Source organism: Bordetella tumbae, from assembly GCF_965139195.1.
Taxonomy (GTDB): Bacteria; Pseudomonadota; Gammaproteobacteria; order Burkholderiales; family Burkholderiaceae_B; genus Bordetella_A; species Bordetella_A tumbae.
The window spans coordinates 1-21,054 of record NZ_CBCSJH010000002.1 but is presented as its reverse complement, the minus strand read 5'-3'; the positions used below and the strand labels follow the sequence as shown (position 1 = coordinate 21,054).

Here is a 21,054-nt window from a genome sequence, read left to right as displayed (position 1 = left end):
CACCTACGCAGGCAGCGCCAACAGCTCGCCCATACGCACCGGCCCACGTACCGACGGCGTATCCGTCCAACGCACGCGATTGGGACCAAACAGCACGATGACTGTAGAGCCCAGCAGGAAACGGCCCATCTCGGCCCCTTTCGCCAACTGAATCGGCGCACGAGCCGAATCGCCGTAGCGCACCGTACGCACTTTGCGTTTATGAGGCGTCACCAATCCGGCCCAGACCGTTTCGATCGACGCGACAATCATCGCGCCTACCAGCACCACGGCCATCGGGCCATATTCGGTGTCAAACAGACAGGCCACCCGCTCATTACGCGCAAACAACTCGGGCACGTGACCGGCAGTCAGAGGATTGACCGAGAACAAGCGTCCCGGCACGTGCACCATCTCGCGCAAGGTGCCATCGCACGGCATATGCACGCGGTGATAATCGCGCGGCGACAGATACACGGTCGCGAAATCTCCCCCCATGAACTCCGCCGCCCTGACCGAATCATCGCCCAACAATGCAGTCAGACTATAGGAATGCCCCTTGGCCTGAAAAATACGGCCATGCTCGATGCGTCCGAGCTGGCTGATCGCTCCATCGGCCGGACACAAAATGCTGTGCGGTTCGGCGTCCAGCGGGCGGGCATCGGGCTTTAATGCCCGCGTAAAAAACTGATTGAACGTGTCGTATGCCAGCGGATCCTCGACCAGCGCCTCGGTCATATCCACCCCATAGCGACGCACGAAACGCGAGATCATCCAGTTTTTGACCGCAGGCGTGCGGCAATCGGAGGCCAACCCCATCAAACGCGACACCAAATGGTGCGGCGCAGCGTATTGGCTAGCGAGGAAGATCTGGTCTTTGAAGTGCATGGAATCCGGTGAAAACAACGTGGCGCGGCCGTAGAGGCGGCTTTGGGCTACGGATGTTACTTGTTATAGACGTGTAGCGCCAGTGATCGAGGGATCGATCAGTTTCCTCTATGGTCACTTCAGCAGATAATAATCATCAACGCAATCATGGCAACCGCTGACTACGATGCAAATGCTTTAGCGGGAATCCCGTCATTCTGCATCTGTCGTAAATAACAACATAACGTTGTTCGTTTCCCCAAACTACGAGGCCTGCTCTGTGCTGATATCCAATCCGCCCCCCGCCGTCCGTGCCTTGACATTGATCGGCGTGCCCACCGATATCGGCGCAGGCTCGCGCGGCGCGTCCATGGGTCCGGAGGCACTGCGTGTAGCCGGGCTCGGCCCTGCTTTGCAGGCGCTGGGATACGACGTGGAAGACGCCGGCAATCTGATTGGCCCTGCGAACCCCATGCTGCCGCCGGACAATGGCTATCGTCACCTGGCAGAAGTGATCGCGTGGAATCAGACCCTGCATGACGCGGTCTACGCCGAACTGCAACGCAGTCGACTGCCTGTCACACTGGGCGGCGATCATTGCCTGGGCATGGGCTCTATCAGTGCGGTCGCCCGGCACTGCCACCATGTCGGCAAACCGCTGCGTGTGTTGTGGCTGGACGCGCATACCGATTTCAATACCCAGGCGCTGACCCCGTCGGGCAATTTGCATGGCATGCCCGTAGCGTGCCTATGCGGCCAAGGTCCAGAGCCATTAACCACGCTCTCCGGCCAAACTCCCGCGCTGCACCCCGAATGGATCCGCCAAATCGGCATACGCAGCGTGGACGAGGGAGAGAAAAACCTGATCGCCGAGGCCGGCATCGAAGTCTATGACATGCGCACCATCGACGAGATCGGTATGCGATCAGTCATGGAGGCCGCCTTGGCCGATCTCACGCCACATACCCATTTGCATGTCAGCTTCGACGTGGATTTTCTGGATCCCGAAATCGCGCCTGCTGTTGCCACCAGCATTCCCGGCGGCCCCACCTATCGCGAAGCGCAACTGTGCATGGAGATGATTGCCGACACCGGATGCCTGGGATCGCTGGACATTGTCGAGCTCAACCCCGCGCTGGACATACGCAACAAAACCGCGATGCTGGCAACCGAGCTGGTACAAAGCCTGTTCGGCAAATCCACCCTGATCCGGCGCCCAGCGCATTCGCGTGGATGATGCCGGTCCGTGGCAGCGCAGATAATGCCAGCCTGTCGCTCCGCAAAAAATGGTCGGCGCAATTGCCGGTTTGATCCGTGCCTCCGCGTGGATAATGCAGGTCTATTGCTCCTTCGCTTGATCAAAAGGATATACCCGTGACCGAACGCCAACTCATCATCCTGGCCGCCCTAAACATGATCGCCGCCGTCGGCGCAGGTGCATTTGGCGCACACGGCCTCAAACAAATGATCAGCGCCGACCTGCTTGCCGTCTGGCAAACCGGCGTCCTGTATCACCTGATCCATGCCCTGGGCCTGTTCGTGGTCGCGTTGCTAGCCGCCCATTACGGCTCCAGCCTGTTCTCGACAGCAGGCATCCTCATGTTCGCCGGCATTGTCATGTTCAGCGGCAGTCTGTATCTGCTGGCCATCACCGGCACCAAATGGCTGGGCGCGGTGACGCCTATAGGTGGCGTAGCCTTCCTGGTCGCGTGGGCCTTGGTGGCCTGGGCAGCATGGCGTTCGGCCTGAGCCTCACTGACCACGACAATCTGCATTCGCTTGGCGCTGCCCTCAAGAGCCGGTGCCCGCCGGCGCCACCCGCAATAGCTGGCCATCGCCCGCGTCTGTCAGCACATACAGGTAGCCGTCAGGCCCCTGACGCACATCACGGATGCGCGCGCTCAGATCCTGCAGCAGGCGTTCTTCGCTGACGATTTTTCCGTCTTTGAACTGCAGGCGAATCAATGCCTGTGCCCCTAGCGCGCCAATGAATAGCGAATCCTTCCACTCCGGAAAACGATCCGCCGTATAGAAAGCCATGCCGCTGATTGCGGGCGACTTCTTCCACCAATACAGCGGTCCCTGTCCGCCCTCCAGCGTTTTGCCCTTGGCTTCGGGAATCGCGAATCCCGAATAATTAATCCCGTACGTCGCCAACGGCCAGCCGTAGTTTTGACCAGGCTTGATGATATTGATCTCATCACCGCCGCGCGGACCGTGCTCGTGTTCCCACAACTCGCCGGTCCACGGATTCAGCGCCATCCCCTGCGGATTACGCATTCCATACGTCCAGATCTCGGGGCGCACATTGGCGCGGCCCACAAACGGATTGTCCTTGGGAATCGAACCGTCTGCGGCAATCCGCACGATCTTGCCCTGCAGCTTGTCCAGATCCTGCGCCGTGGGACGCTGATTGTTTTCACCCAGTGCAATAAACAACAGGCCATCGTGGCCGAACACCAAGCGGCCGCCGAAATGCTGCCCAGTAGACAGCTTCGGCTGTTGCCGGAAAATAACCTGAAAATCCTCCAGGCCACGTGCGTCCTTGGCCAGACGGCCACGCCCGACAGCCGTACCTGCCTTGCCATCCTCGCCCGCTTCGGCATAGGACAAATACACAAAACGGTCATTACCAAAATCGGGCGACAGCACCACATCCAGCAGACCACCCTGCCCCGATGCGAAGACTTTGGGAATTCCCTGCAAGGGCTCAGACAGCGCCCCCTGCGCGCTCACTACACGCAACCGGCCAGCACGTTCAGTCACCAGCATGCCGCCCTCAGGCAAAAACGCCAGTCCCCACGGATGCTCCAGCCCCTCGACCACAGTCGTCACCTGCGCCTTGCGCTCGGTAAAAGCAGGCGCCTCGATAGATACATGGGTTTGCGCTTGGGCCTGCGACACAGCGGGCGCGCTCGCCCAGGACATTGTGGTCAACCATGCAACAGCCAGCGTAGCGGGCTTTGCGCGCAGCAACCCAACAGCACGCATGGCAGATTTTTGGGCGAAACGGGAGTACGAATCCGGCATAGGATCTCTCGATGAATCAGCTGGAGGGAGGATGTCAGACTGGCGTACCATACCAAACACGAATGGCACTGAATATGCCATATCGTTCTAATGGAGAACAGCACACCATGAAACTGTACTACATGCCTGGCGCCTGCTCGCTGGCTGCCCACATCGTCCTAGAATGGATCGGCAAGCCCTACGAGACCCAAGCCATCGCGCGCGACGCGCTGAAACAACCCGAATTCCTCAGCATCAACCCCATGGGCGCCGTCCCCGTCCTCAGCGACGGCGGCTACACGCTGACCCAGAATGCCTCCATCCTGGAATACCTGGCCGAACAAGCCCCTCAGCTCAACCTGCTGGGCGACGGCACCGCCCAATCCCGCGCAGAAGTCCGCCGCTGGCTCGGATTCATCAACTCCGACCTGCACCGCACCTTCTCGCTGGTCTTCGGCCCGCAACGCTTCGTCGCCAGCGAGGCCGCCCAACAAGAGCTCAGCACCTCCGCCGCCGCCATCCTGCGCAACCTGTTCACCATCCTGAACACCCAACTCGCGGACAAGCCCTACCTGGCAGGCAAGGCCCCCACCATCGCCGACCCCTACCTCTACGTCGTCCTGCGCTGGGCCAAGGCCAAAAACATCGACCTATCCGGCCTGAACAACCTGGCAGAATTCTCGAGCCGCATGGACGCCGACAAAGGCGTGCAAGCCGCGCTAAAAGCCGAAGGCCTGTAAGCGAAGCGCGATTCATCATCGCTGCAACATATGGGCGGAGCATCATCTTTCACCGCTAAACGCGATGCGTGCTCTGCCCTTTGCCCGCAACATTGCAACTGCGTGCCGCGTGCCCGAATGGCGCGCCGGTCCGTTGAAGCCCCCGAGGAAATCACGTCACACGGAAGATAGTCAGTTAGACATGTGTGCGGGGCGCCCTGCCGTATTGCCATTACGCTAAGTGCCTGCCACGTACCCGAATGGCGTGCCGGCCCGTTGAGTCCGCCGAGNNNNTNNCGTCAGGCGGGGGGTAGTCGGCTGGGCATGTTTGAGTGGAGCGCAGCGGAGCGAGTTTGCCCAGCCGCCCCGNCTGACGTGATCTCCGAAGGGCAGTCTGGACGCGCAGGCGTCCAGACCGGCCGAACGGGCTGGCACGCCATTCGGGTACGCGGCAGGCACGTTTAAGAACTCAAACGACAGTCACCATTAAGCACCCAAACGTCAGGCCCTCAAGACCTCAAGCCCCTAGATAAGCCTTCCGCACAGCATCATTAACCAGCAAGTTCGCCCCCGTATCCTGCAGCACGACTTTCCCGTTCTCCAGCACATACCCGCGATCTGCCACCTGCAGCGCCTTGTTCGCATTCTGCTCAACCAAGAACACCGTCACCCCCTCAGAGCGTATCGTCCGGATAATCTCAAAGATCTGCGCAATAATCAGCGGCGCCAACCCCAGCGTAGGCTCATCCAGCAACAGCAACTTGGGCTGCGTCATCAACGCCCGCCCGATCGCCAGCATCTGCTGTTCCCCACCAGACATCGTCCCCGCCCGCTGCGCAGCCCGCTCCTTCAGACGCGGGAACAGCTTGTACACATGCTCGAGCCCCGCCTCGATCGCATGACGGTCAGCAAAAAAGCCCCCCATCATCAGGTTTTCCGCCACCGTCAGGTCCTTGAACACCCGACGGCCCTCAGGCGAAATCGCGATCCCGCTACGCATGATGTGATGCGTTTCTTTGTGGGTAATATCCTCGCCCTCAAATGTGATCGTCCCGGATTTCGCCCGAGGATTCCCACACACCGTCATCAACAGCGTCGTCTTGCCCGCGCCGTTCGCGCCGATCAACGTGACGATCTCACCTTGATTGACCTCGACCGACACACCATTCAACGCCTGAATCGCACCATAGTAGGTATGAATATTGTCCAGCTTCAGCATCATTCTTCCCCCAGGTACGCTTTAATGACGCGTTCGTCGTTACGCACCTGATCCGGCGTGCCCGTGGTAATGGGCTTGCCGTGTTCCATCACCAGAATCCGGTCCGAGATGCCCATGATCAGGCTCATATCGTGCTCGATCAGCAGCACCGCCACACCGAACTCCCGACGCAACTGGTCGATCAAATGCTGCAGATCGCGCTTTTCCTGGGGATTCAAGCCCGCGGCCGGCTCATCCAGCATCAACAAGCGCGGCTTGGTAATCATGCAGCGCGCAATCTCCAGACGACGTTGGTGGCCGTACGCCAGATTGCCCGCCTCACGATTGGCGTACTCACGCAACCCCATGAAATCCAGCCATTGCGCGGCGCGCTGCAAGGCATCTTTCTCGGATTGCCGGTACGATTTCAGCTTCAACAGCCCTGGCAACAGACGCGATTCCACCTGCGTATGCTGCGCCACCAACAGGTTTTCCAACACCGTCAGCTGCTTGAACAAACGCACATTCTGAAAAGTGCGCACCAACCCATGATGCGCCACCTTGTGGCTGGGCAAACCGGTGATGGGCTTGCCATCCATGATGATCTCGCCGCCGGTCGGCTTGTAAAAGCCGCCCACGCAGTTGAATACGGTCGTCTTGCCCGCCCCATTAGGACCGATGATGGCAAAGACCTCATCACGCTTGACCTCGAACCCCACACTGTCGACGGCCAACAGCCCGCCAAACCGCATCGTCAGGCCAGATACTTTCAACAAGGCTTCGCTCATTTATCCAGCTCCACGTGGGGACGCTTCATGGGCAACAACCCTTGTGGACGCCACATCATCATCAACACCATCACCAGACCGAACATCAACATCCGGTACTCGGCAAACTCACGCGCCACCTCGGGCAGCACGGTCAACAGAATCGCCGCGAGAATCACGCCCACCTGCGACCCCATACCGCCCAGCACCACGATCGCCAGGATCAGTGCTGACTCGATGAAGGTAAACGACTCCGGATTCACCATGCCTTGGCGAGCCGCAAAAAACGCGCCGCCAAAACCGGCAAACATCGCGCCCAGCGTAAAGGCCGACAGCTTGATCCGCGTCGGGTTCAACCCCAGCGAACGGCAAGCGATTTCGTCCTCGCGCAAGGCCTCCCACGCGCGTCCCACCGGCATACGGATCAAGCGCGTGGACACGAACAAGGTCACCAATGCCAGCGCCAGCGCCATCAAATACAGATAGTTCACCATGTGCTGGTTATCGAACGTCCAGCCCATCAACTGATGAAATGTCTGAGTGCCTTCTTCGCTCGCACGGCGCGTCATTTCAAAGCCGAACACAGTCGGTTTCGGAATCCCCGAAATCCCGTCCGGTCCGCCCGTGAAGAAATTCAAATTGATCAACAACAGGCGAATGATTTCACCAAACCCCAGCGTCACAATCGCCAGATAATCCCCGCGCAAGCGCAGCACCGGGAATCCTAGGACGAAACCGAACAACGCAGACATGGCCCCCGAGAAAGGCAGCGCCTCCCAAAAACCCCATCCGGCCCAGTGATACAGCAAGGCATACGTATACGCCCCCACCGCATAAAAGCCCACAAAGCCCAGATCCAGCAGCCCTGCGAAACCCACCACGATATTCAGGCCCAGGCCCAGCATCACGTAGATCAACACCAGCGTCGCGATATCCACCGAGCTGCGGCCGCTGAAGAACGGCCAGATCACGGCAGCCGCGATCAGCAGGACAAAGATCCATTTACGGCCTTTGGTCGGTGCTGCCGGCAATACCGGCACACTGGTTTTCAGACGCCGGAACGGCACCGCCAACCATGGGCGCAAGAGTTGAAAAACGAACACCACTGCGGCGGCCAGTGCCACCAAGTCCCAGCGGGATTCCAGATGGGTTTGTGCGCCCTGACGAATCAGTTGCAGCCCAAACACCGGCATCACAATGACAGCCGTCAACACGGCCGCCATAAAAGCGTTCTTTAGCGTGTTATTAGCCATCAGACTTTTTCCACCTCAGGTTTGCCGAGCAGCCCGGTCGGGCGGAACAGCAGAATCAAGACCAGCAGCGCGAAAGCCACGATGTCCTTGTATTGCGACGAGATATAGGCTGCCGCCAGCGTTTCCGCCAGCCCCAGCAACACCCCGCCCAACATCGCGCCGGGAATGCTGCCGATACCGCCCAGCACTGCCGCCGTAAACGCCTTGATCCCGGCGAGAAAGCCGATGAAAGGATTGAGCTTGCCGACCGTGATGGCGATCAACACGCCACCGACCGCCGCCAGCATCGCTCCCAGAACGAAGGTGAACGAAATCACCCGGTTGGTATCGATACCCAGCAGATTGGCCATGTGCATGTCTTGCGAGCAAGCGCGCGATGCACGGCCCATACGGGAGTACTTGATAAACAGCGACAGTGCGATCATCAACAGCACCGTCACCACAATGATCATGATGCGCGAATACGGCAGCGTGACATCAAAGTCCGTGCCCATGTGGAACTGCAGCGATCCCGACACCAGCGACGGCACCGCCATATCGCGTGCGCCCTGGCCCAATGCGACCCAGTTCTGCAGAAAAATCGACATACCGATAGCGGAAATCAGCGCCACCAGCCGTTGGCTGCCGCGTACCGGCCGGTAGGCCACGCGCTCGACACTGAAACCATAAATACCGGTCACCACAATCGCCACCAACAACATGGCAGCCACCATGAACGGCAAAGGCAAACCGCTGCCTGTACCAATCGCGGTCAATGTGACCAGGCCCACATAGGCGCCGATCATATAGATCTCGCCGTGAGCAAAGTTGATCATACCGATGATGCCGTAGACCATTGTGTAGCCGATGGCAATCAACGCGTAAATCGCGCCCAGAGACAGACCGTTAAAGATCTGCTGGGTAAGTTGAGGGATAAGGTCTGACATGAATAATTACCTATGCTCCAAATGGCACCGGCCCCGGTAACAACAACCCGGAGCCGGAAACCTGGGCGTGCGGACAGGCCTCGGCGGATAGCCAAGGCCTCGCGTGTTTACAGCTGGGTTTTCTTACCGTCCTTGTCCCACTTGAATACGGCGAACTCAAAGTCTTTCAAGTCGCCCTTGGCGTCGTATTCGACTTTACCGATACCGGTATCGAACGAATGGCTGTGCATATAGTCTGCAACCTTGGCGGGATCCTCACCCACGGCCTCGATACTCTTGGCCAGGATCTGCACGGCGGCATAGGCCGGCATCTGGAACGCGCCGTCCGGATCGCGCTTGGCGTCCTTGAAGGCCTTCACGATGCCTTCGTTGCCGGGCATCTTGGTAAAGTCAGCCGGCAACGTGACCAGCAAGCCCTCGATAGCCGGGCCGGCGATCGCCACCAGATCCTGGTTGGCGGTACCCTCGGGGCCCATGAACTGCACGTTCAGGCCTTGCTCGCGCGACTGGCGCAGCAACAGGCCGAGTTCGGGGTGATAACCACCGAAATAGACCAGGTCCACGCCCGCGGATTTGAGCTTGGTGATCACGGCCGAATAGTCGCTATCGCCAACGTTGATACCCTCGTACAGGGCAATGTTCACGCCTTCTTTTTCCAGGGAGGCCTTCACCTGCGAGGCCACACCCGAGCCGTAGGTCTGCTTGTCGTGCAGCACGGCGACTTTCTTGGGCTTGAGCGTTTTTGCGATGTAATTCGCAGCGAACGGACCTTGCTGGTCATCGCGGCCGATCGTACGGAAGAAGAAATGCGGCTTGGTCGTGTCCGTCACCAGCGGCGAGGTCGCCCCCGGGGTGATGGCGACGATGCCCTCTTGTTCATAGACGTTCACAGCAGGCACCGTTACGCCCGAGCACGCGTGCGCCACGGCGAACTTGGCGCCGGAGTTGACTACGCGGTTCGCGGCAGGCACGGCCTGTTTGGGCTCGCAGCCGTCATCGATCAGGATGGCTTCGAGTTTTTTGCCCTTGACACCGCCTTGTGCGTTGATGGTTTCAATGGCGGTCAGCGCGCCGGCCTGGATCTGCGTCCCGTATTGAGTATTGGGGCCAGTCATGGGCTGGGGCATGCCGATCTTGATAGTGTCGGCTGCATGGGCAGCGCCAGCCAACAGCAACGAACCCAGGGCCAAAGCGATGGGGTTAACGCGATGCAGAAGCTTCATTCGATATTCTCCGGCGATAGGATGGACAGCGTTGTACGGCTTTGGCATCGACGGGGGATACCCGGCGGCCCCAGAGACGTGCATTGCCGGCTTCTTGGGCAAAAGTACAGCGTGGGCGGTATTCTGAAAGCTGCCTGACACCCTGTCACTGCGTGTAATCCCCAATATCGTGTAATGCCCAATATTCAGGGACGCATCGCAGCAATCTCGCCATGGTGCGCCGCCTATTTGCAAGGCATTGCGCACGCAGCCGCTTCATGACCGAACTCCCCCGCTGCCCTGGGAAAAAGAGGCGGGCAAGTATTCATCAACTTACTTACGTCAAGCTTGCAAATGATAAATACTCCTGGAAAACACTGACGTTTCGCGCCCATTTTCCTGGCTGCCAGCTACAATCACGCCATGAATCACGACCTCTCTATCGCTTTTATCGGTGGCGGCAACATGGCCTCGGCGCTGGCCAGCGGGCTCGCCGGGAAAACCTGCCCCGCCGGCAACCTGCATGTCGTCGACCCCAATGCCGACATCCAGAACGCCTGGCGCCAACGCGGTGCGACAGCTGCAGGCGCGCCGGACGAGGCATTGCGAGCCAGCAAAGTCTGGCTCTATGCCGTCAAACCGCAACAACTGCGCGATGCCGTCGCCGCGACACGTCAGTGGTTACAGCCCGACACCCTCATTATTAGCGTGGCCGCAGGCATACGTGCCGACACCTTGGCCGAGTGGCTGGGCGAGCCCGGCCGGCCCTGGCAAAACCTGGTGCGCTGCATGCCCAACACGCCCGCGCTGGTCGGCGCCGGCGTCTCGGGCCTGGCTGCCCTGCCCGGCGTCGATGATGCGGGCCGCGCCTTGGCCGAAAGCCTGTTGGCCTCGGTAGGCCAGGTCGTATGGGTGGCGGACGATGCCGCCCTGGACGCGGTCACCGCCCTGTCCGGCAGCGGCCCGGCGTATGTCTTCCTGTTCCTCGAGTCCCTGATTGCAGGCGGCGTGGCCGTTGGCCTGAGCCCCGACCAGGCCCATCAATTGGCCCTGGGCACGCTGGCTGGCGCCACCAAGCTCGCCGAGCAGGCGAGCGACTCGCCCTCGGTATTACGCGAACGCGTCACCTCCAAAGGCGGCACCACTGCCGCTGCGTTGCAGGTTTTTGAGCAGGCCGACCTGCGCGGCACCGTGCGCCAGGCTCTCGAAGCCGCAGCGCAGCGCTCGCGAGAGCTCGCCGACGAATTCGGCAAATAAGCCCCAGGGGGTATCTGACATCCCGATGTCAGATACCCTCCATGCAAGCAATGAACCTCAATACCCCTAAGCCTGGTTCGGCCAGCATCAGCCCAGGCTCACCAACACCCCGCCATTTCCAGGCCATGACGCCGGGTCAGTTCGCCGTGGCCGTCTTTTGCATGGGCCTGATCGTCGTCGGGTCCAACATCCTGGTCCAGGTGCCGCTCAACGACTGGCTGACCTGGGGCGGACTGTCATACCCGATCGCGTTTCTGGTCACCGATGTCCTGAACCGCCGTTTTGGCCCGAGCGCTGCGCGCCGCGTCGCCTGGGTCGGTTTTGCCGTCGCACTCGCCGTATCGATCTGGCTGGCCTCGCCCCGTATCGCTCTGGCATCAGGGCTGGCGTATATCTGCGCGCAATTGGCCGATATCCAGGTCTTTGACCGGCTGCGCGATCAGCGCTGGTGGCGCGCACCTCTGCTGTCGGGCACCGTTGGCGCCCTGCTCGATACCGCCGTGTTTTTCAGCGTGGCCTTTGCCGCGACCGGGACGCCGTGGATAACCTGGATGCTCGGCGACCTGGCCATCAAGCTGGTCGTCAACGTCAGCATGCTGGCTCCGTTCCGCGCACTCATGTGGAATCTAGCCCGGCCCGAGCCTCTGGATCGGCCGGGCCGCGATAGGCCGGGCTGCGATCAGCCGGGCTGCGGCGTTCGATAGCCTGCTGACACTTTCGCGCCGTGCGGCGGCTGCCTCGCGGCGCCGTTCGCAGCGCTGTGTCATTCAAGCTACTACAGATATTTGACAGCGCCCCCCAGTGGTGTAAAAGTCACAACTCTGTCACACCCCATACATAAGGTGTCGTGTTCATTGCGGCCCAATACCATTGGCCACACTACGCACGCAACCCGGAGAAAAAATCCATGAGACCGCAACGCCTAGCCCTCACCTTTGCCGCACTAATGACGGCCTTTGCCGCGACCTCGGCATACGCCGCGACGGAGATCCAATTCTGGCACTCGATGGAAGGTGCGCTGGGTGAACGCGTCAATGAGCTCGTCCAGGAATTCAACCAGAAAAACCCCGACTACAAGATCAATGCCGTCTACAAAGGCAACTACGGCGAATCGATGAACGCCGGCATCGCCGCGTTCCGCGCCGGCAACGCCCCCGATATTCTGCAGGTGTTCGAGGTCGGCACGGCCACCATGATGTACGCCAAGGGCGCCGTCAAACCGGTCCAGGAGATGTCCGAAGAAGCCGGCGAGCCATTGGATCCGAAAGCCTTTATCGGCGCCGTTGCGGGCTACTACTCGTCGCAGGACGGCAAGCTGATCTCCATGCCGTTCAACAGCTCGACGGTGGTGTTCTACTACAACAAGGACGCCTTCAAGAAAGCCGGCCTCGATCCCGAAAAACCGCCCAAGACCTGGGAAGAACTCGCCGACGCTGGTCAGAAACTCAAGGCCGCTGGCCAAGAATGCGGCTACACCACGTCCTGGCCGTCCTGGGTTCAGCTGGAAACGCTGTCAGCCTGGCATAACGTACCCTACGCCACCAAAGACAACGGCTTTGGCGGCCTGGACGCCCGCCTGGCGATCGACACGCCGCTGCACGTGCGCCACCTGGACAACCTGGCCAAGCTCGCCAAAGAAGGCATCTTTATGTACGGCGGCCGCGGCGACCAGCCCAACTCGCTGTTCATCGGCGGCAAATGCGCGATGATCACAGGTTCCAGCGGTCTGCGCGCCAACATCGCCAAGAACGCCAAATTCGAATTCGGCACCTCGACCCTGCCCTACTACGCCGACGTCAAAGGCGCACCGCAAAACACCATCATCGGCGGCGCATCGCTGTGGGTCTTTGCCAAGAAATCGCCCGAGGTCTACAAGGGAGTGACAAAGTTCTTCCATTTCCTGGCCAGCCCCGAGATCGCTGCCCGCTGGCACCAACAGACCGGCTACGTGCCCGTCACCGTCGCCGCCTACGAGCAAACCAAAAAGGCCGGCTACTACGACAAGAACCCGGGCACGGAAGTCGGCGTCAAGCAGTTGAACGTCCAGACCACCGCGCAATCCCGCGGCCTGCGCCTGGGCTACCTGCCGCAAATCCGTGAAATCGAAGACCAGGAAATCGAACGCATCGTTTCCGGCAAGACCAGCGCCCAGGACGGCATCAAGACCATGGTCACGCGCGGCAACGAGCTGCTCGAGAAATTCGAAAAAAGCGTGAAGTAAAACCTGTCATCACGGCGGCTTTCTCGGTGAGGGCCGCCGTATTTTTTTACCGCCGGGCCGCCCCAAGGTAAAAACGCCCCCTCGGGGGGCAGCAAGCCAAAGGCGCAGCGTGGGGGCTTTTTTTTGCCGTTATACGTATTTCCAAATTACATTGACAGTACTTTTTGCTAGCTGACCAGGGCTTGCCTCATGGAAAAACGCGTCGTCTTTCGACACAAGACCCTGCCGTACTTATTACTGGCGCCGCAGATTGCGGTCACGCTGGTGTTCTTTTTCTGGCCTGCGGGACAGGCCCTGTGGCAGTCAACCCAGTTGCAGGACGTCTTCGGCCTATCTACCGAATTCGTAGGCCTGGACAATTTCGTTGATCTGTTCAACCAGACGGCGTATCTGGAATCTTTCCGCGTCACCGCCGTGTTCTCGGCGCTGGTGGCCTTTGTCGGGCTGGCAGTCTCGCTCCTGCTGGCCGTCATGGCTGATCGCGTCATCCGCGGTGCGGGTCTGTACAAAACCCTGCTGATCTGGCCCTACGCCGTTGCGCCTGCCGTCGTCGGCGTGCTGTGGCTGTTCCTGTTTTCGCCGTCGGTCGGCATCCTGGCCGTCGCACTCGGCAAAATGGGCATTGGCTGGAATCCGCGCCTGGATGGCGATCAGGCCATGATGCTCGTGCTCATTGCCGCAGTGTGGAAACAGATCTCGTACAACTTTCTGTTTTTCCTGGCCGGCCTGCAATCCATTCCGCGCTCGTTGATCGAGGCCGCCGCGATTGATGGCGCGTCACCTACGCGCCGATTCTGGACCATCGTCTTTCCGCTGCTGTCGCCGACCACGTTCTTTCTGTTGGTCGTCAACGTCATCTACGCGTTCTTCGATACGTTTGCAGTGATCGACACCACCACGCAAGGCGGCCCCGGCACGTCCACCTCCATCCTGGTCTACAAAGTCTACAGCGACGCTTTCAACGGCCTGGACCTGGGGTCGTCGGCGGCACAGTCCGTCGTGCTGATGGTCATCGTCGTCGCACTCACGGTCGTGCAGTTCCGCTACATCGACCGCAAAGTCCAGTACTGATCAAAAAGGCTACGCATCATGGTTGAACGCCGTCCCTGGCTGGACATCCTGGCTCACATCATCCTGCTGTGCGGGGTGGCTCTGGTCGCCTTTCCGCTGTATGTGACGTTTGTCGCCTCGACCCAGACCGCCCAGGAAGTCGCCGCCGCACCGATGTCGCTGCTGCCCGGCCCGCACTTTGTCGAGAACTACACGCGCGCCCTGACCAACGCTGGCGTGGGCAGCATGCTGTACGTCAGCTTGATCATGGCACTGGTCATCTCGCTGGGCAAAATCGCCATCTCATTGCTCTCGGCCTTTGCCGTGGTGTATTTCCGCTTTCCGGGGCGCATGTTCTTTTTCTGGATGATCTTCGTCACCCTGATGCTGCCTGTCGAAGTCCGTATCGCGCCCACCTACAAAGTCGTCGCCGATCTGGGATTGCTCAATAGCTACGCCGGCCTGACGCTGCCGCTCATCGCCTCAGCCACCGCGACGTTCCTGTTCCGCCAGTTCTTTCTGACCGTTCCCGATGAGCTCGTCGAAGCCGCGCGCATCGACGGCGCCAGCCCGCTGCGATTTTTCCGCGACGTGCTGCTGCCGCTATCGCGCACCAGCATCGCCGCCCTCTTTGTCATCCAGTTCATCTATGGCTGGAACCAATACCTCTGGCCGCTGCTCATCACCACCCAGGAAGACATGTATCCCGTGGTCATCGGCATCAAACGCATGATCAGCGGCGGCGACAGTGTCACTGAGTGGAACATCACCATGGCCACCGCGCTATTGGCCATGATCCCGCCGGTACTGGTCGTGATCCTGATGCAAAAGTGGTTCGTCAAAGGCTTGGTCGATACCGAAAAATAACCGTGCCGCCCACCACCTGGGCAGCCGCTTACGCAAAGAACATCTCATGGCAACCCTGAGCTTTCGCAACGTCAAGAAAACCTATGCCGGCAACGTCGCCGTCATCCACGGCATCGACGCAGACGTGCAAGACGGCGAGTTCATCGTGATCGTCGGCCCATCCGGCTGCGGCAAATCCACACTGATGCGGATGGTCGCCGGACTGGAAACTGTCACCAGCGGCGAGATCCTGATCGACGGCAAAGTCGTCAACCAACTCGAGCCGGCCGAACGCGACATCGCCATGGTGTTCCAGAACTATGCGCTCTACCCGCACATGAGCGTGTTCGACAACATGGCCTACGGCCTGAAAATCCGCAAATTCTCCAAGGACGACATACGCAAACGCGTCGACGCCGCCGCCAAGATCCTGGAACTCGACAAGCTGCTCGACCGCCGCCCGCGCCAACTGTCCGGCGGCCAACGCCAGCGCGTCGCCATGGGCCGCGCCATCGTGCGCGAACCCAAAGTCTTTCTGTTCGACGAGCCCCTCTCCAACCTGGACGCCAAACTGCGCGTGGCCATGCGTCTGGAAATCATGAAACTGCATCGGCGCCTGGGCACCACCAGCCTGTACGTCACGCACGATCAAGTCGAGGCCATGACGCTGGCCCACCGCATGATCGTCATGAACCAGGGCGTCCCCGAGCAAATCGGCACTCCCATGGAGGTCTTCGAAAAACCGGCCTCCACCTTTGTCGCAGGCTTCATCGGCTCACCGCCCATGAACCTGATCACTGTCAACACCAGCGCCGACGGCGGCGTCCAGACCCAGGACGGCATCACCCTGCAAATCCCCGCAGACCAAGTCCCCGCCGCCGTGCGTGGCCGACCCGTCATCCTGGGCATACGTCCCGAACACATCCATCTCAATGGCCAAGGCATCCCCGCCGAAGTCGAAATGATCGAAACCCTGGGCTCGGAACAGCTCCTGCACGCCCGCTGCGGTCAATCGCCTATCGTCGTCCGCTGTCCCACCAGCCTATTGGCCGCCACACCGCTCAAACCCGGCGATTCGATTCATCTGGACTCGGACGGCCAGCATGCCTTGCATTGGTTCGACGTAGAGACTGGCCGGCGACTCTGATGATGCGGTGAATCCATCAGCGTGGCGTGATCAACCTCTAAACGCTGCGGTCTGCACGCACCTGAATCGCTGGCGGCATCGGCACGGACCACGTCTCGGACAACTTGTGCAACGCCGGCACAATCGTGGGGTCCAAGGACACGCCCTGACTGAGCTGCCGCGCCCGTAGCGCCAGCCCCCGATCACCCGGCAATCGCACCGCGTCCACGCCGGGCCGAGGCGAATTCTCGCGGCATTGCTGAGCCAGCCAATCCATCTGCCGATGAAAGTCCTCTTTGCCACCAAAACCCGTTGTGTCGTGCAGCGTCAAATACACCGTAGCCCCCCACCCCTGGGCGCCGTCGGCGCGGCCATAACCGCCTAGCCCGCCGGTCAGCGCCTCGATCAGCAAAGCCAGGCCATAGCCCTTGTGCCCTGCGGAAATCCCGCCCACGGGCAAGATAGTGCCCGGCGGCTGAGCAAACAATACCGACGGATCACGCGTGGGATGACCCTGCGCATCGATCAACCAGGGCTCGTCGAACTGCTTGCCCTGCTGCGCCAGACGTGCAGACATGCCATTGGTCGTGATCGACGCGGAGATGTCGATCAACAACGGTGATGCCGCGGGGATGCCTGCGGCAATAGGATTGGGTGTGAACACTGCCTGCGTGCCGCCAAAAGGCGCCACACTGCGTGCCGCTGGATCGGACGAGGCCAACACGATCAACATGTCTTGTTCAACCGCGCGCAACAGATAGCTGGCCAGGCAGGCAATATGGTGGCTGCGCCGGATGACCAGGGTTGCCGAACCGAAACGGCGCGCACGCGGCAGCAATTCATCAATCGCGCGGCACACCAGCCAGGGACCAGGCAAACGCCGGCCATCCCACAACACCGCGGCCTCTTTGTCAGACAAGACCTCGGGCTCGCCGTCATTGGCCATGCGGCCTTGCTGCAGTTCCGCGGCGTAGGGGGCCAACAGCGCCAGGCCATGCGTCGTATGTCCCAGTAAATCGCCCTCGACCAAGACATCGGCCACGGTAGCCGCGATATCTGTACGCATCCCGGCCTGCACCAACACTCGCTCGGCAAATTCCCGTAGCGCGCCAGCTTCATACACCCCAACCTCATCATGACTCATGCCGTCACGCTCCTTTTCTGCATCGACATGCGATATACGCCTTTGCACAGCGGTATCAACCAAACCAGGATTGCCAGAACGCCCAGGCCGCAAGCAATCGGACGGCTGAAGAACGCCCAGAAATTCCCATCGGCCTTGATCATCGAGAAAACGAAATGCTCTTCGAGCATCCCGCCCAGCACTACCCCTAGCACAGCTGGTGCGATCGGAAAGTCATTCTCCTCCATCAGATACGCCAGCACGCCCATTACCAACATCACCAGCACATCAAACACGCTGTTGTTGATGGCAAAAGTCCCCACGATGCAGAACAGCAGAATGATAGGCATCAACACATTGCGCGGCACATTCAGCACCTGCTTTGCCGTCTTTACCGCCAGATAACCCAACGGCAACATGATGAGGTTCGCCAATACGAACACGGCGAAAACCGCATACATCTCGACCGGGCTGTTGGTAAAAATCATCGGTCCCGGCGTCATATTTTTCATATACAGCACACCGATCACGATCGCCGTAATGGAATCCCCCGGAATCCCGAACACCAATGCGGGAATCCACGCGCCGGCCAATGCGGAATTATTGGCGGCCCCGGCCTCGACGATCCCTTCCACATGGCCGGTGCCGAATTTCTCTGGCTCGCGCGAAAAACGCTTGCTCACGCCATACGACATCCAGGCCGCGATGTCAGCGCCCGCCCCAGGCAGAATACCCACCACGGTTCCCAGCACACTGCCGCGCGCAACACTGGCAGGATACTTGCGCATCAATCCGCCCATGCCCGTGAAAATATTCCCGATGCGCCCTTTGATATCCACCGGACGCTGACTGATATCCGTGGCGTAACGCAGCACCTCGGACACCGCAAACATCCCCACCATCATCGGCAACAGCGTCACCCCATTGAGCATGTCATCGTTGCCGAACGTGAAACGCGGATACGCCGCAGGATTGTTCATCCCCACACAGGCCAGCAACAGCCCTATCAGCAACGACACAAAGCCCCGCAGCGTGCTCGATGGCGAAATGAATATCGCGCACGACAGGCCCAGCACCACCAGCCAGAAAAACTCGTACGACGTAAAGTTCAACGCAAAATCCGCCAGCATCGGCGCGCACGTGATCAACACAAACGTGCCGAACAGCCCGCCAATACACGAGAACACGATACTCGCGCCCAAGGCCTGATCCGCCAAGCCCCGCCGCGTCATGCTGTAGGCCTCGTCGGTATAGGCTGCCGACGACGGCGTGCCTGGTATGCGCAACAAACACCCCGGAATATCCCCGGACGTGATCGCCATCGCCGTGGCCGTCACCATCATCGCGATAGCGGGGATCGGGTCCATGAAAAACGTGATGGGCACCAGCAGCGCGACTGCCATCGTCGCGCTCAGCCCGGGCACCGCCCCCACAAACAGACCGAATATCGCAGACAGCAAAATCACGCCCAGCACAAACGGGTCGGCTACCTGCAGCAATGCCTGATAGATATGTTCAGATGCCATGATGTCACCACGCCAACGGTTCGAGCAGACCCCACGGCAATGGCACGTGCAGCACACTGTAGAACATCACATGAATGACGAGCGAGACAATCAGCGCCACCATCAACGCGCGCACCCAGCGCACGCCAAACAGGCGTTGCATCACCAGCAGCAACAAGAATGAGCAAGGCAAAAATCCCAGCCAATCAGCCGCCATGAAATAAAACACCAGGGAAATCGGCACCATCAGAAAACGCAGCACCGCCAGCGGATCGCGCAACCACGCAGGCCAGCCGCCGCGCGCAGCGCCCGCACGGCGCGCACGCCATCCCTGGATCACCAGCAACACAGAACAAATAAACAGACCTATTGAAATCAGCGTCGGAAACAGACTCGCGCCAAAATGCTGGCCAGGAATCACGGGAAACATGCGCGCAACGGCGAAAGTAAATACAGAGAAAACGCCCAGCACAATCCCAATTCGAATATCGTCGAATTTCATGGGACCTCTTTTAAATGAGGGTTCGACACCCCGGCCAACACAACAGGCCGGGGAATGCGATGCGGCAACGATGCCGATTGGCTACTGCGGCGCGGGGCGCGCCATGCCAATAGCAGAAATCACTTGCCCGAAATCATCCATCGAACGTTGCATGAATGTGCCGTACTCGGCACCGCCGGCCCAGCCGATGCCAAAGCCGCGCTGCTTCATGAAGTCCTGGTATTCCTTGCTGTGATTGATCTTGTCGAGCGCTTGCACCATCCGTTTGGTGACATCGTCGGGCAGGCCCTTGGGACCTGCGATGCCGCGCCACACGCCGATCTTCCAATCTACGCCGATAGATTCTTTCAACGTTGGCACATCGGGGTACAGCACCTCGCGCTTGTCGGCCATCACCGCCAATGGTTTCGCCTTACCGGCGTCGATCATCGGACGCGCCTCTGGCAAGGAGGTCGGCACGATATCGATACCGCCAGAGGCCAATTCCAACATGGCCGGTGCCGCGCCGTTGGATGGCACAAACGGGACCGCCGCTGGGTCCAGACCTGCGGTCTTGAGCATACCGGCGATCGCAATGTGCCAGATACCGCCCTGACCCGTGCCTGATGCCTTGAGTTTGCCGGGATTCGCCTTGATCGCCTCCATCAAATCGCCCATCGTCTTGTACGAAGACGAGGCGCTGACAGAAACCGCAGCAGGATCCACGTTCATCAACCCGAGCGGCGTATAGTCCGCGGGCGACAGAGACGTCAGGCCCAGGTGCTTCATCATCGCGATCTCGACCGTCAACATGCCCAACGTATAGCCATCAGGCCGGGCCTTGGCAATCGCTGCATGTCCCACGACCCCGTTGCCGCCCGTGCGGTTGACGACGTTGACGGGTTGGCCCAATTCCTTTTCCAGCAGCGAGGCGATGATGCGCGCTGTGGCATCGGTACCTCCTCCAGCGCCCCACGCCACATACATCGTGATAGGCCTTTCAGGCCAATCCGCGTATGCCAGCGGAGAAAAAGCGCACAGCGCTAACGCCCATCCAAGTAAGCGGTGTTTCCTCATCGTATTGTCTCCAGGTCCTTCGTGGAATGCCCGGCGGATGCCGGATCCGGTCAGCTACGATAGGGGCGCAATGTGTACTTGCACCCTCATTTTGAAATAACAACAGACGCTCTGTGATAGTGTGAAACCATCTTAATTGATCGTTATTAGCAGAGCAATCAACGATTCGCCTACTGGCCTACGAGAACCCATTGCTCGAGAGATCTCCTGTTTGCCACCAACGCCAAAGCCCTCGCATGCAGATCACGAACGCTATTCATTGGCGCGCCCGTAGGCGCCAATGAATAGCCGCCCTGCAAGATCTTCGTCCTTGCAGAAATCATCGCCTACGAAGCCTACGTAGACCGCTCGTGCCAGCGACGAGGGAATCAGAGATGCTGTGAGTCGAAGCGGGGCAGTGACCGTGTTGGCGCGCCTCGGAGTCGAGCGAGGGAAACCGAAGGAGCGT

General features: G+C 59.9%; 21 protein-coding genes. 9 read left to right on the top strand and 12 right to left on the bottom strand.

All coding sequences use genetic code 11. The annotated features are described in order from the left end of the window. Nucleotides 1-3: 3 nt before the first annotated feature. Nucleotides 4-867, bottom strand: coding sequence for an archaetidylserine decarboxylase (gene asd / locus ACNA0J_RS03735; protein WP_415816555.1), 864 nt, complete (start codon nucleotides 865-867; stop codon nucleotides 4-6). A gap of 265 nt (nucleotides 868-1,132) precedes the next feature. Here asd and rocF point away from each other — a divergent pair, with 265 nt between their 5' ends. Together rocF and ACNA0J_RS03725 are read left to right on the top strand one after the other, a co-directional pair. After that, complete coding sequence (gene rocF / locus ACNA0J_RS03730) at nucleotides 1,133-2,083, top strand: arginase (protein ID WP_415817114.1); 951 nt, start codon at nucleotides 1,133-1,135, stop codon at nucleotides 2,081-2,083. A gap of 137 nt (nucleotides 2,084-2,220) precedes the next feature. Continuing rightward, complete coding sequence (locus ACNA0J_RS03725) at nucleotides 2,221-2,595, top strand: DUF423 domain-containing protein (RefSeq protein WP_415816553.1); 375 nt, start codon at nucleotides 2,221-2,223, stop codon at nucleotides 2,593-2,595. 42 nt (nucleotides 2,596-2,637) lie between these two features. On the opposite strand, the gene ACNA0J_RS03720 is transcribed toward ACNA0J_RS03725, so the two are convergent. Beyond that, the gene (locus tag ACNA0J_RS03720) at nucleotides 2,638-3,876 is read right to left on the bottom strand and encodes a PQQ-dependent sugar dehydrogenase (protein ID WP_415816551.1); all 1,239 of its coding nucleotides are present in this window, start codon (nucleotides 3,874-3,876) and stop codon (nucleotides 2,638-2,640) included. A gap of 107 nt (nucleotides 3,877-3,983) precedes the next feature. Between ACNA0J_RS03720 and ACNA0J_RS03715 the strand changes: the two genes are divergently transcribed. Continuing rightward, entirely contained in the window at nucleotides 3,984-4,595 is a 612-nt protein-coding gene (locus ACNA0J_RS03715; RefSeq protein ID WP_415816549.1) for a glutathione S-transferase family protein, read from the top strand. 496 nt (nucleotides 4,596-5,091) lie between these two features. Here the strand turns inward: ACNA0J_RS03715 and ACNA0J_RS03710 are convergent, their stop codons facing one another. From ACNA0J_RS03710 to ACNA0J_RS03690, 5 genes are all read right to left on the bottom strand, one after another. Continuing rightward, complete coding sequence (locus tag ACNA0J_RS03710) at nucleotides 5,092-5,793, bottom strand: ABC transporter ATP-binding protein (protein WP_415817112.1); 702 nt, start codon at nucleotides 5,791-5,793, stop codon at nucleotides 5,092-5,094. Continuing rightward, the gene (livG, locus tag ACNA0J_RS03705; RefSeq protein ID WP_415816547.1) at nucleotides 5,793-6,560 is read right to left on the bottom strand and encodes a high-affinity branched-chain amino acid ABC transporter ATP-binding protein LivG; all 768 of its coding nucleotides are present in this window, start codon (nucleotides 6,558-6,560) and stop codon (nucleotides 5,793-5,795) included. The genes ACNA0J_RS03710 and livG overlap by 1 nt, the downstream gene beginning before the upstream one ends. Next, nucleotides 6,557-7,792 carry a high-affinity branched-chain amino acid ABC transporter permease LivM gene (locus tag ACNA0J_RS03700; RefSeq protein WP_415816545.1) on the bottom strand — a complete coding sequence of 412 codons (1,236 nt, stop codon included), beginning with the start codon at nucleotides 7,790-7,792 and terminating at the stop codon, nucleotides 6,557-6,559. Before ACNA0J_RS03700 ends, livG begins: the two co-directional genes overlap by 4 nt. Next, nucleotides 7,792-8,718, bottom strand: a complete 927-nt coding sequence (gene livH / locus ACNA0J_RS03695; protein ID WP_415807831.1) for a high-affinity branched-chain amino acid ABC transporter permease LivH — start codon at nucleotides 8,716-8,718, stop codon at nucleotides 7,792-7,794. The genes ACNA0J_RS03700 and livH overlap by 1 nt, the downstream gene beginning before the upstream one ends. A 107-nt stretch (nucleotides 8,719-8,825) precedes the next feature. Then, on the bottom strand, nucleotides 8,826-9,941 hold the full coding sequence (locus ACNA0J_RS03690; protein WP_415816543.1) for a high-affinity branched-chain amino acid ABC transporter substrate-binding protein: 1,116 nt from the start codon (nucleotides 9,939-9,941) through the stop codon (nucleotides 8,826-8,828). Nucleotides 9,942-10,343: 402 nt separating this feature from the next. Between ACNA0J_RS03690 and proC the strand changes: the two genes are divergently transcribed. The 6 genes from proC to ACNA0J_RS03660 all read left to right on the top strand — a co-directional run bounded on the left by proC (nucleotide 10,344) and on the right by ACNA0J_RS03660 (nucleotide 16,441). Next, nucleotides 10,344-11,177: a pyrroline-5-carboxylate reductase gene (gene proC, locus ACNA0J_RS03685; RefSeq protein WP_415816541.1), complete on the top strand. Its 834-nt coding sequence runs from the start codon at nucleotides 10,344-10,346 to the stop codon at nucleotides 11,175-11,177. 125 nt (nucleotides 11,178-11,302) lie between these two features. After that, a complete protein-coding gene (locus ACNA0J_RS03680; RefSeq protein ID WP_415817110.1) occupies nucleotides 11,303-11,881 on the top strand; it encodes a queuosine precursor transporter in 579 nt (192 codons plus the stop codon). A gap of 203 nt (nucleotides 11,882-12,084) precedes the next feature. After that, the gene (gene ugpB, locus ACNA0J_RS03675; RefSeq protein WP_415816539.1) at nucleotides 12,085-13,398 is read left to right on the top strand and encodes a sn-glycerol-3-phosphate ABC transporter substrate-binding protein UgpB; all 1,314 of its coding nucleotides are present in this window, start codon (nucleotides 12,085-12,087) and stop codon (nucleotides 13,396-13,398) included. 189 nt (nucleotides 13,399-13,587) lie between these two features. Next, nucleotides 13,588-14,469 carry a sn-glycerol-3-phosphate ABC transporter permease UgpA gene (ugpA, locus tag ACNA0J_RS03670; protein ID WP_415816537.1) on the top strand — a complete coding sequence of 294 codons (882 nt, stop codon included), beginning with the start codon at nucleotides 13,588-13,590 and terminating at the stop codon, nucleotides 14,467-14,469. Nucleotides 14,470-14,487: 18 nt separating this feature from the next. After that, entirely contained in the window at nucleotides 14,488-15,315 is an 828-nt protein-coding gene (ugpE, locus tag ACNA0J_RS03665) for a sn-glycerol-3-phosphate ABC transporter permease UgpE (protein ID WP_415816535.1), read from the top strand. Between the two features lie 46 nt (nucleotides 15,316-15,361). Continuing rightward, entirely contained in the window at nucleotides 15,362-16,441 is a 1,080-nt protein-coding gene (locus ACNA0J_RS03660) for a sn-glycerol-3-phosphate import ATP-binding protein UgpC (protein WP_415816533.1), read from the top strand. A 37-nt stretch (nucleotides 16,442-16,478) separates the two neighbouring features. Here the strand turns inward: ACNA0J_RS03660 and ACNA0J_RS03655 are convergent, their stop codons facing one another. The 5 genes from ACNA0J_RS03655 to ACNA0J_RS03635 form a co-directional block, all read right to left on the bottom strand. Beyond that, complete coding sequence (locus ACNA0J_RS03655) at nucleotides 16,479-17,564, bottom strand: Ldh family oxidoreductase (protein ID WP_415816531.1); 1,086 nt, start codon at nucleotides 17,562-17,564, stop codon at nucleotides 16,479-16,481. Continuing rightward, nucleotides 17,561-19,069, bottom strand: coding sequence for a tripartite tricarboxylate transporter permease (locus ACNA0J_RS03650; RefSeq protein WP_415816529.1), 1,509 nt, complete (start codon nucleotides 19,067-19,069; stop codon nucleotides 17,561-17,563). The genes ACNA0J_RS03655 and ACNA0J_RS03650 overlap by 4 nt, the downstream gene beginning before the upstream one ends. A gap of 4 nt (nucleotides 19,070-19,073) precedes the next feature. Then, nucleotides 19,074-19,550 carry a tripartite tricarboxylate transporter TctB family protein gene (locus tag ACNA0J_RS03645; RefSeq protein ID WP_415816527.1) on the bottom strand — a complete coding sequence of 159 codons (477 nt, stop codon included), beginning with the start codon at nucleotides 19,548-19,550 and terminating at the stop codon, nucleotides 19,074-19,076. Nucleotides 19,551-19,631: 81 nt separating this feature from the next. After that, a complete protein-coding gene (locus ACNA0J_RS03640; RefSeq protein WP_415816525.1) occupies nucleotides 19,632-20,606 on the bottom strand; it encodes a tripartite tricarboxylate transporter substrate binding protein in 975 nt (324 codons plus the stop codon). A gap of 252 nt (nucleotides 20,607-20,858) precedes the next feature. After that, nucleotides 20,859-21,054 (bottom strand): hypothetical protein (locus ACNA0J_RS03635; protein ID WP_415816523.1); only part of this gene is annotated, 196 nt, incomplete at its 5' end.

Excerpts from the sequence above, each read along its gene's own strand:
- asd (WP_415816555.1), bottom strand. The coding sequence starts at position 867 with ATGCACTTCAAAGACCAGATCTTCCTCGCTAGCCAATACGCTGCGCCG.
- ACNA0J_RS03720 (WP_415816551.1), bottom strand. The coding sequence starts at position 3,876 with ATGCCGGATTCGTACTCCCGTTTCGCCCAAAAATCTGCCATGCGTGCT.
- ACNA0J_RS03715 (WP_415816549.1), top strand. The coding sequence starts at position 3,984 with ATGAAACTGTACTACATGCCTGGCGCCTGCTCGCTGGCTGCCCACATC.
- ACNA0J_RS03710 (WP_415817112.1), bottom strand. The coding sequence starts at position 5,793 with ATGCTGAAGCTGGACAATATTCATACCTACTATGGTGCGATTCAGGCG.
- livG (WP_415816547.1), bottom strand. The coding sequence starts at position 6,560 with ATGAGCGAAGCCTTGTTGAAAGTATCTGGCCTGACGATGCGGTTTGGC.
- ACNA0J_RS03700 (WP_415816545.1), bottom strand. The coding sequence starts at position 7,792 with ATGGCTAATAACACGCTAAAGAACGCTTTTATGGCGGCCGTGTTGACG.
- livH (WP_415807831.1), bottom strand. The coding sequence starts at position 8,718 with ATGTCAGACCTTATCCCTCAACTTACCCAGCAGATCTTTAACGGTCTG.
- ACNA0J_RS03690 (WP_415816543.1), bottom strand. The coding sequence starts at position 9,941 with ATGAAGCTTCTGCATCGCGTTAACCCCATCGCTTTGGCCCTGGGTTCG.
- proC (WP_415816541.1), top strand. The coding sequence starts at position 10,344 with ATGAATCACGACCTCTCTATCGCTTTTATCGGTGGCGGCAACATGGCC.
- ACNA0J_RS03680 (WP_415817110.1), top strand. The coding sequence starts at position 11,303 with ATGACGCCGGGTCAGTTCGCCGTGGCCGTCTTTTGCATGGGCCTGATC.
- ugpB (WP_415816539.1), top strand. The coding sequence starts at position 12,085 with ATGAGACCGCAACGCCTAGCCCTCACCTTTGCCGCACTAATGACGGCC.
- ugpA (WP_415816537.1), top strand. The coding sequence starts at position 13,588 with ATGGAAAAACGCGTCGTCTTTCGACACAAGACCCTGCCGTACTTATTA.
- ugpE (WP_415816535.1), top strand. The coding sequence starts at position 14,488 with ATGGTTGAACGCCGTCCCTGGCTGGACATCCTGGCTCACATCATCCTG.
- ACNA0J_RS03660 (WP_415816533.1), top strand. The coding sequence starts at position 15,362 with ATGGCAACCCTGAGCTTTCGCAACGTCAAGAAAACCTATGCCGGCAAC.
- ACNA0J_RS03655 (WP_415816531.1), bottom strand. The coding sequence starts at position 17,564 with ATGAGTCATGATGAGGTTGGGGTGTATGAAGCTGGCGCGCTACGGGAA.
- ACNA0J_RS03650 (WP_415816529.1), bottom strand. The coding sequence starts at position 19,069 with ATGGCATCTGAACATATCTATCAGGCATTGCTGCAGGTAGCCGACCCG.
- ACNA0J_RS03645 (WP_415816527.1), bottom strand. The coding sequence starts at position 19,550 with ATGAAATTCGACGATATTCGAATTGGGATTGTGCTGGGCGTTTTCTCT.
- ACNA0J_RS03640 (WP_415816525.1), bottom strand. The coding sequence starts at position 20,606 with ATGAGGAAACACCGCTTACTTGGATGGGCGTTAGCGCTGTGCGCTTTT.